Origin of the sequence: Pseudomonas macauensis (assembly GCF_047902425.1) — a bacterium.
In the GTDB taxonomy this organism is placed as follows: domain Bacteria; phylum Pseudomonadota; class Gammaproteobacteria; order Pseudomonadales; family Pseudomonadaceae; genus Pseudomonas.
In genome coordinates this window covers 4,712,046-4,724,696 of sequence record NZ_CP138377.1, presented here as the reverse complement: position 1 = coordinate 4,724,696, position 12,651 = coordinate 4,712,046, and the positions used below count along the sequence as shown (strand labels likewise).

At 65.6% G+C, this 12,651-nt stretch carries 13 protein-coding genes; 9 read left to right on the top strand and 4 right to left on the bottom strand.

The window, feature by feature from the left end:
* Positions 1-87 precede the first annotated feature (87 nt).
* From SD196_RS21600 to pcsA, 5 genes are all read left to right on the top strand, one after another.
* Positions 88-1,116: an amino acid ABC transporter substrate-binding protein gene (locus SD196_RS21600; RefSeq protein WP_275608410.1), complete on the top strand. Its 1,029-nt coding sequence runs from the start codon at positions 88-90 to the stop codon at positions 1,114-1,116.
* A gap of 125 nt (positions 1,117-1,241) precedes the next feature.
* Complete coding sequence (locus tag SD196_RS21595; protein ID WP_416310639.1) at positions 1,242-2,426, top strand: amino acid ABC transporter permease; 1,185 nt, start codon at positions 1,242-1,244, stop codon at positions 2,424-2,426.
* Between the two features lie 10 nt (positions 2,427-2,436).
* Positions 2,437-3,534, top strand: coding sequence for an amino acid ABC transporter permease (locus tag SD196_RS21590; protein WP_275608408.1), 1,098 nt, complete (start codon positions 2,437-2,439; stop codon positions 3,532-3,534).
* 12 nt (positions 3,535-3,546) lie between these two features.
* A complete protein-coding gene (locus tag SD196_RS21585) occupies positions 3,547-4,323 on the top strand; it encodes an amino acid ABC transporter ATP-binding protein (protein WP_275608407.1) in 777 nt (258 codons plus the stop codon).
* 282 nt (positions 4,324-4,605) lie between these two features.
* Positions 4,606-5,349, top strand: a complete 744-nt coding sequence (gene pcsA / locus SD196_RS21580) for a phosphatidylcholine synthase (RefSeq protein WP_370601703.1) — start codon at positions 4,606-4,608, stop codon at positions 5,347-5,349.
* Between the two features lie 40 nt (positions 5,350-5,389).
* On the opposite strand, the gene SD196_RS21575 is transcribed toward pcsA, so the two are convergent.
* A complete protein-coding gene (locus tag SD196_RS21575) occupies positions 5,390-6,346 on the bottom strand; it encodes a GlxA family transcriptional regulator (RefSeq protein WP_416310638.1) in 957 nt (318 codons plus the stop codon).
* A 112-nt stretch (positions 6,347-6,458) separates the two neighbouring features.
* Here SD196_RS21575 and SD196_RS21570 point away from each other — a divergent pair, with 112 nt between their 5' ends.
* The 4 genes from SD196_RS21570 to SD196_RS21555 all read left to right on the top strand — a co-directional run bounded on the left by SD196_RS21570 (position 6,459) and on the right by SD196_RS21555 (position 9,013).
* Positions 6,459-6,941 carry a nuclear transport factor 2 family protein gene (locus tag SD196_RS21570; RefSeq protein ID WP_416310637.1) on the top strand — a complete coding sequence of 161 codons (483 nt, stop codon included), beginning with the start codon at positions 6,459-6,461 and terminating at the stop codon, positions 6,939-6,941.
* A gap of 72 nt (positions 6,942-7,013) precedes the next feature.
* A complete protein-coding gene (locus tag SD196_RS21565) occupies positions 7,014-7,715 on the top strand; it encodes a glutathione S-transferase C-terminal domain-containing protein (protein ID WP_275608403.1) in 702 nt (233 codons plus the stop codon).
* Positions 7,712-8,014 (top strand): GIY-YIG nuclease family protein, encoded by a 303-nt coding sequence (locus SD196_RS21560; protein ID WP_275608402.1) that lies wholly within the window; start codon positions 7,712-7,714, stop codon positions 8,012-8,014. The genes SD196_RS21565 and SD196_RS21560 overlap by 4 nt, the downstream gene beginning before the upstream one ends.
* A 63-nt stretch (positions 8,015-8,077) precedes the next feature.
* Positions 8,078-9,013: a glutathione S-transferase family protein gene (locus tag SD196_RS21555; RefSeq protein ID WP_416310636.1), complete on the top strand. Its 936-nt coding sequence runs from the start codon at positions 8,078-8,080 to the stop codon at positions 9,011-9,013.
* On the opposite strand, the gene SD196_RS21550 is transcribed toward SD196_RS21555, so the two are convergent.
* The 3 genes from SD196_RS21550 to SD196_RS21540 form a co-directional block, all read right to left on the bottom strand.
* Positions 8,994-9,914 carry a DUF4344 domain-containing metallopeptidase gene (locus SD196_RS21550; RefSeq protein WP_331319168.1) on the bottom strand — a complete coding sequence of 307 codons (921 nt, stop codon included), beginning with the start codon at positions 9,912-9,914 and terminating at the stop codon, positions 8,994-8,996. The two genes, SD196_RS21555 and SD196_RS21550, sit on opposite strands and share 20 nt — an antisense overlap.
* A 160-nt stretch (positions 9,915-10,074) precedes the next feature.
* Positions 10,075-11,082, bottom strand: a complete 1,008-nt coding sequence (gene yejK, locus SD196_RS21545; RefSeq protein ID WP_331319167.1) for a nucleoid-associated protein YejK — start codon at positions 11,080-11,082, stop codon at positions 10,075-10,077.
* 115 nt (positions 11,083-11,197) lie between these two features.
* Positions 11,198-12,562 (bottom strand): TAXI family TRAP transporter solute-binding subunit, encoded by a 1,365-nt coding sequence (locus SD196_RS21540; protein WP_343577604.1) that lies wholly within the window; start codon positions 12,560-12,562, stop codon positions 11,198-11,200.
* Positions 12,563-12,651 lie beyond the last annotated feature (89 nt).

The following is a 12,651-nucleotide window of genomic DNA, read 5'->3' as shown; positions in this document are numbered from 1 at the left end:
TCCCGTCAGTGGTCTTGCTTGTGCCTCACGAGGGTACGGCGGTGGAACCGGGACTCCAGAACACTAAAAAAGCAACGGAGAAGATCGATGAAGATGGTGAAATCCACCCTGGCTGTGCTGACTACCGCCGCCCTGTTCGGTATCAGCGGCCTCGCTCACGCGGGTGCCACCCTGGATGCAGTGAAGAAGAAAGGCTACGTGCAGTGCGGTATCAGTGACGGTCTTCCGGGCTTCTCCTACGCCGACGCCAAAGGGCAGTACAAGGGCATCGACGTCGATGTCTGCCGTGCCGTGGCCGCCGCCGTGTTCGGCGACGCCAGCAAGGTCAAGTTCAGTCCGCTGACCGCCAAGGAGCGCTTCACCGCGCTGCAGTCCGGCGAGATTGATATCCTCTCGCGCAACTCCACCTGGACCAGTTCGCGCGACAGCGCCATGGGCCTGAGCTTCGTCGGCGTGACCTACTACGACGGCCAGGGCTTCCTGGTGAACAAGAAGCTCGGCGTTTCCAGCGCCAAGGAGCTCGACGGCGCCACCGTGTGCATCCAGGCGGGCACCACCACCGAGCTGAACCTGTCCGACTACTTCCGCTCCAACAACCTCAAGTACACCCCCATCACCTACGACACCTCCGACGAGAGCGCCAAGTCGCTGGAGTCCGGCCGTTGCGACGTGCTGACCTCCGACCAGTCGCAGCTCTATGCCCAGCGCATCAAGCTGGCCAAGCCGGATGACTACGTGGTGCTGCCGGAAGTCATCTCCAAGGAGCCGCTGGCCCCGGCGGTACGCCAGGGTGACGAGGAGTGGTTCCACATCGCGCGCTGGACGCTCTTCGCGCTGCTCAACGCCGAAGAACTGGGCGTGAACTCGAAGAACGTCGAGGAGATGGCCAAGAACACCAAGAACCCGGACGTCGCCCGCCTGCTCGGCGCTGAAGGCGACTACGGCAAGGATCTGAAACTGTCCAAGGACTGGGTGGTGCAGATCGTCAAGCAAGTGGGTAACTACGGCGAGATCTTCGACCGCAACGTCGGCGACGGCAGCGAGCTGAAGATCAAGCGTGGCCTCAACGCCCAGTGGAACAAGGGTGGTCTGCAGTACGCACCGCCGGTGCGCTGACCCTTCCCGTGTGTGCCCGGCGCCCTGATGGTGGGCGCCGGCCCTGTTTCTGATGACGTGAAGCCTCCGCTGGCGACGCGGGCGTAGCCCCGTGCCCGCTTGCGGAGGATTCCGAGAGGGCTTACATGCAGAATTCCATCAAAGCCCAGCGTCCGCGAGGGTTCTCGCTCACCGATCCCACGGTCCGTGCCTGGGCCTTCCAGGTCATCGCGGTGATCGTCGTTGTCGCGGTCGGCTGGTTTCTCTTCGATAACACCCAGACCAACCTGGCGCACCGGGGCATCCAGTCCGGCTTCGGGTTCCTGCAGAACAGCGCCGGATTCGGTATCTCCCAGCACCTGATCGACTACAGCGAGAGCGACACCTATGGCCGGGTGTTCCTGGTCGGCCTGCTGAACACGTTGCTGGTCACGGTGGTCGGCATCTTCTTCGCCACCGTCATCGGCTTCATCCTCGGCGTGGCGCGGCTGTCGCGCAACTGGCTGATCCGCAAGCTGGCGACCCTGTACATCGAGACTTTCCGCAATATCCCGCCGCTGCTGCAGATCTTCTTCTGGTACTTCGCCGTGCTCGGGCCGCTGCCCGGCCCCCGGCAGAGCATCAGCTTCGGCAACCTGTTCTTCGTCAACAACCGCGGCCTGCAGATGCCCGAACCGATGGCTGCCGACGGCCTGGGGCCGTTCATCGTCGCATTCGTCCTGGCGCTGGTCGGCTGGGTGGTGATCTGGAAGTGGGCCAAGGCCCGCCGCCATGCCACCGGCAAGACCTTCCCGGTGTTCCTCAGCGGCCTGGCGTTGCTGATCCTGCTGCCGGCGCTGGTATCGCTGTTCGCCGGCGCGCCGTTCCACTGGGACGTGCCGGTGCTGCAGGGCTTCAACTTCCGTGGCGGCTGGGTGGTGATCCCGGAGCTGGTGTCGATCATCCTGGCGCTGTCGGTGTACACCGCCGCCTTCATCGGCGAGACCGTGCGCGCGGGCATCCAGGCGGTCAGCCACGGCCAGACCGAGGCCGCCGGCTCCCTCGGCCTGCGCCCGGGGCAGATCCTGCGCCTGGTGATCATCCCGCAGGCGCTGCGGGTGATCATTCCGCCGCTGACCAGCCAGTACCTGAACCTGGCGAAGAACTCCTCGCTGGCGGCCGCCATCGGCTACCCGGACATGGTCTCGCTGTTCGCCGGCACGGTGCTCAACCAGACCGGCCAGGCCATCGAGACCATGACCATCACCATGAGCGTGTACCTGGCCATCAGCATCAGCATTTCGCTGCTGATGAACTGGTACAACAAGCGCATCGCGCTGATCGAGAGATAGGGAGGCTTCGATGGCAACTCATACCTTCAAGCCCGACCTGCCGCCACCGGCGATGAGCGTGGGCGTCCTCGGCTGGCTGCGCGCCAACCTGTTCTCCGGCTGGTTCAACACCCTGCTGACGCTGCTGGGCCTGTACCTGGTGTACCTGATCCTGCCGCCGGTGCTGGAGTGGGCGTTCATCAAGGCCAACTGGAGCGGCGCCACCCGTGCCGACTGCACGCGCGAGGGCGCCTGCTGGGTGTTCATCGCCTCGCGCTTCGGCCAGTTCATGTACGGCTTCTACCCCGAGGAGCTGCGCTGGCGCGTGGACCTCACCGTGCTCTTCGTGATCTTCGGGGCGGCGCCGCTGTTCCTCAAACGCTTCCAGTACAAACTGAAGTACGGCGCGTGCTTCCTCGTGGCCTTGCCGCTGGTGGCCTTCTGGCTGCTGCACGGCGGCTTCCTCGGCCTGGAAACCGTCTCCACCAGCTCCTGGGGCGGCCTGATGCTCACCGTGGTGATCGCCGCGGTTGGCATCTGCGGGGCAATGCCGCTGGGCACCCTGCTGGCGCTGGGGCGGCGGTCGAAGATGCCGGCGATCAAGGTCATCTGCGTCACCACCATCGAGTTCTGGCGCGGCGTGCCGCTGATCACCGTGCTGTTCATGTCCTCGGTGATGCTGCCGCTGTTCCTGCCCGAGGGCATGAACCTGGACAAGCTGCTGCGGGCCATGGTGATGGTGGTGCTGTTCGAGGCCGCCTACATCGCCGAGGTGGTGCGCGGCGGCATGCAGGCGATCCCCAAGGGGCAGTACGAGGCCGCCGCCGCCATGGGGCTTGGCTACTGGCGGAGCATGGGCCTGGTGATCCTGCCGCAGGCGCTCAAGCTGGTGATCCCCGGCATCGTCAACACCTTCATCGCGCTGTTCAAGGACACCAGCCTGGTGATCATCATCGGCCTGTTCGACTTCCTCAACAGCATCAAGCGCGCCACCGCGGACCCGGCCTGGCTGGGCATGGCCATCGAAGGCTATGTGTTCGCCGCGGCGGTCTATTGGATCTTCTGTTTCAGCATGTCCCGCTACTCCATGCACCTGGAGCGCAAGCTGGACACCGGCCATAAGCGTTAGGAGTTCGTCATCATGTCGGAAGCCACCCAAAAGACCGCACAGCCGGCCATCGGCGATCACACGATGATCACCATGAAGGGCGTGAACAAGTGGTACGGCCAGTTCCATGTGCTCAAGGACATCAACCTGGAGGTGAAGCAGGGCGAGCGCATCGTCCTCTGCGGCCCGTCCGGTTCGGGCAAGTCCACTACCATCCGCTGCATCAACCGCCTGGAGGAGCACCAGCAGGGCAGCATCGTGGTCGACGGCACGGAGCTGACCAACGACCTCAAGCAGATCGAGGCGATCCGCAGCGAGGTCGGCATGGTGTTCCAGCACTTCAACCTGTTCCCGCACCTGACCGTGCTGCAGAACTGCATCCTGGCGCCCATGTGGGTACGCAAGCTGCCCAAGCGCCAGGCCGAGGAAATCGCCATGCATTACCTGGAGCGCGTGCGCATCCCGGAGCAGGCCAACAAGTACCCGGGGCAGCTCTCCGGCGGCCAGCAGCAGCGCGTGGCGATCGCCCGCGCGCTGTGCATGAAGCCGAAGATCATGCTGTTCGACGAACCGACCTCGGCACTCGACCCGGAAATGGTGAAGGAAGTGCTCGATACCATGATCGGCCTGGCGCAGAGCGGCATGACCATGCTCTGCGTGACCCACGAGATGGGTTTTGCCCGCACCGTGGCGAACCGGGTGATCTTCATGGACAAGGGCGAGATCGTCGAACAGGCGCCGCCGGATCAGTTCTTCGACAATCCGAAGTCGGACCGCACCAAGCTGTTCCTCAGCCAGATCCTGCACTGAGGTATCTTGCAGGAGCGAGCTTGCTCGCGAACGGATTCCCCGGTTGCGCCGGTGTCATGCCGTTCGCGAGCAAGCTCGCTCCTACAGGCAGTATTCCGTCAGGCCCATCCTTCACGCTCGTCTCCCCCGATGGCACCCCGCCGCCGCGACAGCGTATGCTGGAACTTTCCACTGCCGCCAAGGCGGAATCGATGCGCGGGCGCTGAACTCGGCCGGCGGGTCGGTGTTCCCATGTGCAGTGGTTTGTCAGGGATGGGCTAACGTTTCAAGTAGCTCGCCTGCATCGCCGTCCGAAGGAAGAGAGCCGACGTGAACCTGATCCTATCGCCAGTGAACCTGAGCAAAGCCAAAGCCTGGAGCGCCCATGCGGTGACCTCCAGCGGTGTCATCCTTGCGCTTCTGGCGCTGCTGGCTCTGGTCGACAACCGACCCCAGGCGTGCCTGCTGTGGCTGGGCGTCGCCCTGCTGGTGGATGGCCTGGACGGCACGCTGGCGCGCAAGTTCGACGTCAAGGCGGTACTGCCGCACTTCGATGGCTCCACCCTGGACCTGGTGATTGACTACCTCACCTACGTCTTCATTCCGGCGATCTTCATCTACCGTTACGTGCCGCTGCCGGTGCACACGGAGTTGCTGGCGGTGGGGGTGATCCTGGTGTCCTCGCTGTTCTGCTTCTGCAACGTCAACATGAAGAGCAAGGACAACTACTTCGTCGGCTTCCCGGCCGCGTGGAACGTGGTCGCGGTGTACTTCTACGTACTCGCCCTGCATCCCTGGGTGAGCTTCGTCACCGTGCTGGTGCTGGCCGCGCTGACCCTGACCAAGATGAAGTTCCTGCACCCGTTCCGCGTGCGTCAGTTCATGCCGCTGAACATTGCCGTGACCTTCGTCTGGATGCTCAGCAGTGCGCTGCTGATCCTCCAGCAGCCCCACGACCAGCCCTGGCTCCTGGGCCTGTGGTTCGTCGCATCGGCCTACTTCGTCGGCGTCTGCGTATGGCGCACGGCGATGGAGTGGTTCCACTGATCCTCTTCCTGTAGGAGCGAGCAAGCTCGCTCCTACATTTCTACGCCGACCGTCCCAGCAACCGCTGCCGGAAGGCCCCCGGCGTTTCCCCGCACAACTGCTTGAACAACCGCGCGAAACTGGCGCGGTCGGCGTAGCCGATATCGCTGGCGATGCGCTCCAGCGAGCGCCCCGGGTCGCCCAGCGCCTCCTGTGCCGAGGCGATGCGCAGGCGCTGCACATAATCGTTCGGCGTCATCCCCAACTGTTCCCGGAAGCGCCGCAGCAAGGTGCGCGTCGAGCAATGCGCGCGCTGCGCCAGCGCGGCCAGGTCGAACGGTTCGGCGTAGTTGTCTTCCAGCCATTCCAGCAAGGGGGCCAGCGCCGAACCTTCGGGGACCGGCTCGGGCAGCAGCGGGGTGAAGCGCCGCTGCCGGCCACGTCCATGCTCGAACACCAGGGTGGCCGCCGCGCGTCGGGCCAGGGCCGCTCCGGCGTGGCGCTCGATCAGGTACAGGCACAGGTCCAGCCCGGCCTGCGCGCCGCCGGAGCAGAGACGGCCGCTGTCTTCGGTACAGAGTGCGTCGATGTCCAGGTTCACCTGTGGATAACGCTCGCGGAAGGCCGCCTCCAGCGCCCAGTGGGTGGTGGCGCGACGGCCATCCAGCACTCCCGCTTCGGCGAGCAGGAAGGCGCTGCTGCACAGGCTGCCCAGTTCGACGCCGGTAGGCGCGGCGCGTAGCCAGGCGAGCAGCGGTTGATTGGCGCGGCAGGTGGCGGCCACGTCCGGTCCGGTGGCGGGGATCAGCAGCAGACTGCAGTCGCTGGCGAGGTCGAGACCGCCTTCGACTTCAATGCGTCCGAAGGAGAGGGCAACCGGCATGCCGTCGGCGCTCACGCGCAAGACCTCGAAGAGACGCCGGCCGGCGAGCCGGTTGGCCAGGTGGAAGGCATCCATGGCCAGGCCAAGGCTGGAACATAGCGTTTGCGGGCAGACGAACAGGGCTATCCTGAACATGACGTCTCACTGCGATTTTGGCGTTATCGATCATAATTTTGTCGATATTGCCAATCGTGTCCAGCCCAGGCTTCATCGAAACTGCGCTCAACCCCATCCTGCGAGCGCCGCCATGGCCCATCCCAATGCCCAGTTGATCAAACGCTTCTACCAGGCCTTCCAGCGCCGCGATGGCGAGGCCATGGCTGCCTGCTACAGTGCCGATGTGCGGTTCAGCGACCCGGTCTTCACCGACCTGCGTGGCGCCGAAGCCGGCGACATGTGGCGCATGCTCACCGCCCGCGCCGAGGATTTCTCGCTCAGCTACGAGGGCGTGGAGGCCGACGAGACGCGGGGTTCGGCGCGCTGGGTGGCGTCCTACACCTTTACCCAGACCGGTCGGAAAGTGATCAATCACATCCAGGCACATTTCCACTTCCGCGACGGATTGATCTGTCAGCATGTGGATTCGTTCGACCTGTGGAAATGGTCGCGCCAGGCCCTCGGCGCCAAGGGAGCCCTACTGGGCTGGGCACCTCCGGTGCAGGCCTCGATCCGCGCCCAGGCGGCCAGGGCACTTGCCGCCTACCGCGCACAGCGGGGCGCGACGGCCTGATGTCAAGGTGCCGGGCTCGCCCGCGCGGGGCGGATAGGCTTAAATGACAGGCGACTCCGACAGGATGCCGCCATGATCACTCTTTTTCAGTTCCCGCCCGCGTTCAATGTGCCCAACGTCAGTCCCTTCTGCCTGAAGCTGGAAACCTTCCTGCGCCTGGCCGGGCTGGAATACCAGATCAAGCATGTGAGCGACCCGCGCAAGGGGCCCAAGGGCAAGCTGCCGTTCATCACCCTGGACGGCAAGGCCATCGCCGATACCGCGATCATCATGCGCACCCTGCAGCAGTACTACGAATTCGATCTTGACGCCGGGTTGGACGCGCGCGGCCGTGGCTGGGCGGTGTCGATCACCCGGATGTGCGACGAGCACCTGGTGCCACTGCTGGTGTACTTCCGCTGGCTCGACGATCAGGGCTTCCGCCAGGTGAAGGACGTGATGTTCCGCAGCATCCCGGCGCCCCTGCGCCCGCTGGTGGGGCAGCTCATACAGCGCAAGATCCGTGGCCACCTCAGCGGCCGCGGCCTGACCCGGCACAGCCGTGAGGAGCTGCTGAGCTTCGCCCGCGATGACCTCGAAGCGCTCGATGGCATGCTCGGCGACCTGCCGTTCTATGGCGGCGCCCAGCCGTGCAGCGCCGATGCCGCCGCCTACGGCGTGCTGGCCAACCTGGTGCTGAGCACCCTGGAAACCCCGCTCAACGACATGGCGCGCAGTTATGAACGGCTGGTGGCCTACTGCGAGCGCATGCAGGCACGGGTCTGGGCATCGTGACCGCGGCAGAAGCCAAACCCTGGTTCGTCTACCTGGTGCGCGCCGAGAACGGCGCGCTCTACTGTGGCATCAGCGATGACCCGCAGCGCCGTTTCGAGACCCATCGCAGCGGCCGCGGCGCGCGTTTCTTCCATTCCAGCCCGGCGCAGGCGCTGGTCTATGTCGAAGCCTGCCCTGGCAAGGGCGATGCGCTGCGCCGCGAGCGGGCGATCAAGGGGCTGACCAAGCTGGCCAAGGAGCGCCTGGTGCAGGCCAATCCGGCCATCACTGCCGTGGATGTTGCCCTATCCGAGGCATGAGGTAGGCTGCCGCCGCCCTGCGGGTTAAGCTGCCTGTCTACCTTCAGGCTGTTGGAGCCCGTGATGTCCGAGCTGATCCTGCACCACTACCCGACTTCGCCCTTCGCCGAAAAGGCGCGTCTGCTGTTGGGCTTCAAGCAGTTGTCCTGGCACTCGGTAACCATCCCGCCGCTGATGCCCAAGCCGGACCTGATGGCCTTGACCGGCGGCTACCGCCGGACCCCGGTGCTGCAGGTCGGCGCCGACATCTACTGCGATACCGCCCTGATCGCCCGCCGCCTGGAGCAGGAAAAGGCCGTGCCGTCGCTGTTCCCCGAGGGCCAGGAATTCACTACCGCCAGCTTCGCTCAGTGGGCCGATTCGGTGATCTTCCAGCACGCCGTCAGCCTGGTGTTCCAGCCCGAATCCATCGCGGTGCGCTTCGGCAAGTTGCCGCCGGAATTCCTCAAGGCCTTCATCGCCGACCGCAGCCAGCTGTTCAGCGGCGGCACCGCGAGCCGCCTGCCGGCCGAGCTGGCCCGGCACCAGTGGCCGGTGTTCATGGCGCGGATCGAGCAACAACTGGCGCGGGAGGAGGGCGACTTCCTGTTCGGCGAGCCGTCGATCGCCGACTTCGCCCTGGCCCACTGCCTGTGGTTCCTCAAGGGCACGCCGGTGACTGCGCCGCTGGTGGACGACTACCCGGCGGCCAGCGCCTGGCTGGGCCGGGTACTCGGCTTCGGCCACGGCGCCCACAGCGAGATGAGCGCGGAGGAGGCCATCGCGATCGCCCGTGACAGCCAGCCCGCCGCACTGCCGGAGGACGATTTTGTCGATCCCAATGGCTTCACGGCTGGTTCGCGGGTGGTGATTGCCGCCACCGACTATGGTGTGGACCCGGTAGAGGGCGAACTGCTGCACGCGGGTCGCGAAAGCCTGATCCTGCGTCGCGAGGACCCGCGCGCCGGCACCGTCCACGTGCACTTCCCGCGCCTGGGCTTCAGCATCCGCCCGGCCTGAGCCCCGCAGGCCCGGGGCACTGCCGCGTCACTGGGGTACGCAGGCGCGGCAGGTTCTCGGCCATCTCGCGGAAATGCTGCAGGCGCTCGTAACAGAGCGCCATTTCCCCCGCGTTGATGTTGTACCAGGCATCCGGTGCGCCGCAGTTGATCAGTCGCAGGGTCAGCGGGCGAGGCGGATGGAACTGCAGGAACACCTCGTTCACCAGGGCCTGGAGGTGGTTCTCGTCGCGCAGCAGGGCGATCAGCTGCTCGGTTTCCTCAAGATTGATCAGCGGTGGCTCGAACTCCAGGCGTGCCCCGGGATGATGCCGTATGGCCTGGGTGCGCCGGACGTGAAGCACCCAGTTCACGGCCTTGCTGGCCTGCTTGAATTCCTGGTCGCAATACACGGCGCGCTCGTAGGGCAGCCCCGTCAGCGCCGGCACCCAGTCCAGCCGGCCCATGTCGCTGCCGTACAGCAGGCAGGCGATGTTGTAGTAGCGCTGTTCGTCCAGTGGATGGCTGTCCCAGGCCAGCACCTGGTCCGGCGGTGGCTTTGGGGTCTGCCATTCCAGGCGCCAGTAGTCGGCGATGTCCAGCAGGCGCGCGTCGATCTCGTCCTGGGGCAGTTTCGCGTAGAGGCGGAATAACAGGATGAAGCCGAGCTGGTCGGCGGCATCCTCCTCACGTCCCAGCACCGGCAGATCGTATTCGGCGATCAGCATGTGCCCCATCTCGTGCATCACACTGAATTCGGCGTTGGCCAGCACGAAGCGCGCGACGTTGGGCGAAAGCGGCGGCGCGGGATCGGCGCAGACGAGCCCGGCACAGAGCAGGAACAGCAGTGCGAGGTACGAGCGGTGCGTCCGGGAGCACCCGGAGCGCGGAGGGGAGGCGGCGGTGAATGCGTGGGCGGACATGGCGGCCACCGTGAGAGTGAGGCGCCTCAATTGACTCTAGCAGCCGTGGCGTGGAGGTTTTCGGCGGTTCGTCGGTGGAGTGCCGCGAACGGCCCGGCCTCGAAGTCTCCCCCATGAAAAAGCCCATCTCTCGATGGGCTTTTTCATGCACGGTGCGGCTTCAGTTCTTGCGCCGCTTGAGCTGGTCGTGCAGCTGGGTCGGCAGGCCGCGGATGATCAGCATGTCGCGTTCCTCGTCGTACTCCACCTTGCTGCCCAGCAGGTGTGCCTCGAAGCTGATCGACAGCCCCTCGGCGCGGCCGGTGAAGCGGCGGAACTGGTTGAGGGTGCGCTTGTCCGCCGGGATCTCCGGCGACAGGCCGTAGTCCTTGTTGCGGATGTAGTCGTAGAAGGCGCGTGGCGCCTGGTCGTCCATCAGCTCGGAGAGCGCGTCCAGGGCCATCGGCTCGCCGATCTTCGCCTGGCTGGTGGCGTAGTCCACCAGCACGTCGGTCTTCTCGCGGGCCTGCTCTTCGGGCAGGTCTTCGCTTTCCACGAAGTCGCTGAAGGCTTTGAGCAGGGTGCGGGTCTCGCTCGGCCCGTCGACGCCCTCGGTGCAGCCGATGAAGTCGCGGAAGTAGTCCGAGACTTTCTTGCCGCCCTTGCCCTTGATGAAGGAGATGTACTGCTTGGAGGTCTTGTTGTTACGCCACTCGGAAATGTTGATCCGCGCTGCCATGTGCAGCTGGCCCAGGTCGAGGTGGCGCGACGGGGTGACTTCCAGCGACTCGGTCACCGCCACCCCTTCGCTGTGGTGCAGCAGGGCGATGGCCAGGTAGTCGGTCATGCCCTGCTGGTAGTGGCAGAACAGCACGTGGCCGCCGGTGGACAGATTCGACTCTTCCATCAGCGACTTCAGGTGCTCCACCGCCTGCTTGGAGAAGGCGACGAAATCCTTGCCGCCGTCCAGGTACTCGGTCAGCCAGCCGCTGAACGGGTAGGCGCCGGATTCGCCCTGGAACAGGCCCCAGGCCTTGTTCGGCTTGGCGTTGTAGCTCTCGTTGAGGTCGGCCATCAGGTTCTCGATGGCCTGGGAGTCGCCCAGCTCGGCTTCGCGTGCGTGCAGCGTCGCGGGGTTGCCGTCGGGCTTCTTGTCGATCAGGTGGACGATGGCGTGGCGAATCGGCATGGCGGACCTGGATGTTCAATGCCGGCCTCGCCGCAGGCAGGGTAGCGACGGGGCGGGCAGATGATTGGAAAACGCCAGAGTTTACCCGACCCGGAGCACCTGTGCTCTACGCCGATCAGTCCGCCACCGGCATCGTCCCCGCGTCGCGCTCGCGGCGGTTGCGGCGCAACTGGCGCAGGCGGCGGATCACGTAGTTCAGGTGCAGGTGCAGTTCGTACAGCTCGTTGTAGTACGACAGCGGCACCTCGACCTTGGCCAGCTCGGCTTCCAGTTGCTCCAGGCGTTCGATCTCGGTGCTCAGTTCGGCGCTGCCGGCGCGTTCGTCCAGGCGCCGGTCGATCTCGCGCAGGTAGCGGTACCAGCGATAGATGCGCGCGCGGATGCGCCAGCGGTACAGCGGGCCGATGGATTTCATCAGCGGGATCAGGATGGCGATGAAGGGGATCAGCAGGATGATGTAGCGGTCGGCCAGCGAGGCGATGCGGAACGGCAGGAAGCGCTGCAGCAGTGGCGGGCCGCTCTTGTAGTAGCGCTCGGCGTCGCTCTGCAGGGCCAGGGTGCGCGGCTCGGCGCTGGGGAAGGCGCCGGCCGGGTCGAGCAGGGTGCCTTTGCTCATCACCCGGCGCGCGGCCTCCAGGATCAGCGGGGTGAGCGCCGGGTGGAAGTTGTCGTTGATCACCAGGGTCGCCACCGGCGACAGCGTGGCCATGTCCTGTTCCGGGACGTTCTGCGCCAGGTTCAGCAGGCCTTCGCTGACCTCCACCCGCTTGAGGAACGGAATCCGTGCCTCGTAGGCGTGAGCACGGCGGAAGCCGGCGAGCTTGAGCTCCGGGCTGGCCGCCAGGCGCTGGATCAGCGGGTTCTCCGCCGGGCCGACGAAGAAGGCCGCGTCCAGGGTGCCGGCCAGCAGCTCACTGGCCACCGTGTTGCCGCCTCGGGCCTGCCAGTTCGCCGGCAGTGGGTCGCTGGGGATGTCATTGGCCTTGAGGATGGCTTCGGTCACCGCCTCGGTGCCGCTGCCCGGCGTGCCGATGGCCAGCCGCAGCGGCAGCAGGTCGGCGATGCGGTCGATCTTCAGGTCGCGGCGCTGGAACAGCCACAGGGGCTCCTGGAACATCGCCCCGAGCGTCTGCAAGCCGCCGCGCTGGGCGGGTTCCAGTTGCTGCTCCTGGCCGCTCTGCACCAGCCCGATGTTCACTCCGCTGCCTTCATCCAGCAGCTTCTCCAGGTTCTGTCGCGAGCCCGCGGTTTTCACCAGGTTCAGCTCGAAGCCCTGCTTGGCCAGCTCCTCCTTCAAGTGTTCGCCGAAGATCGCATAGCCGCCGCCCGGTGCGCCGGTGGCGAGGGTCGCGCTCATGGGCGGTGGCGGGGCGACGAAGTAGAACAGCGCGGCCACCAGTGCAGCCAGCACCGGCACCAGCCAGAGGTTGGCGCGGACGAGGATGGCGAGGTCCTTGAGCATGTTGACGAGGCGTTGCATGGAGAGTCCTTTTCGCGTCGAGCCGTCCTGAAAAGATAGCCAGCCTGCGCGGCGGTGGCCGGCGAATCCGCCATCACGGCGGTGGAAGC

Bases quoted from the DNA above. Each gene is read 5' to 3' on its own strand.
- SD196_RS21555 (WP_416310636.1), top strand. From the start codon at position 8,078: ATGTCCGAGCTGATCCTGCACCACTACCCGACTTCGCCCTTCGCCGAA.
- SD196_RS21565 (WP_275608403.1), top strand. From the start codon at position 7,014: ATGATCACTCTTTTTCAGTTCCCGCCCGCGTTCAATGTGCCCAACGTC.
- SD196_RS21585 (WP_275608407.1), top strand. From the start codon at position 3,547: ATGTCGGAAGCCACCCAAAAGACCGCACAGCCGGCCATCGGCGATCAC.
- yejK (WP_331319167.1), bottom strand. From the start codon at position 11,082: ATGCCGATTCGCCACGCCATCGTCCACCTGATCGACAAGAAGCCCGAC.
- SD196_RS21550 (WP_331319168.1), bottom strand. From the start codon at position 9,914: ATGTCCGCCCACGCATTCACCGCCGCCTCCCCTCCGCGCTCCGGGTGC.
- SD196_RS21600 (WP_275608410.1), top strand. From the start codon at position 88: ATGAAGATGGTGAAATCCACCCTGGCTGTGCTGACTACCGCCGCCCTG.
- SD196_RS21595 (WP_416310639.1), top strand. From the start codon at position 1,242: ATGCAGAATTCCATCAAAGCCCAGCGTCCGCGAGGGTTCTCGCTCACC.
- SD196_RS21540 (WP_343577604.1), bottom strand. From the start codon at position 12,562: ATGCAACGCCTCGTCAACATGCTCAAGGACCTCGCCATCCTCGTCCGC.
- SD196_RS21590 (WP_275608408.1), top strand. From the start codon at position 2,437: ATGGCAACTCATACCTTCAAGCCCGACCTGCCGCCACCGGCGATGAGC.
- SD196_RS21570 (WP_416310637.1), top strand. From the start codon at position 6,459: ATGGCCCATCCCAATGCCCAGTTGATCAAACGCTTCTACCAGGCCTTC.
- SD196_RS21575 (WP_416310638.1), bottom strand. From the start codon at position 6,346: ATGTTCAGGATAGCCCTGTTCGTCTGCCCGCAAACGCTATGTTCCAGC.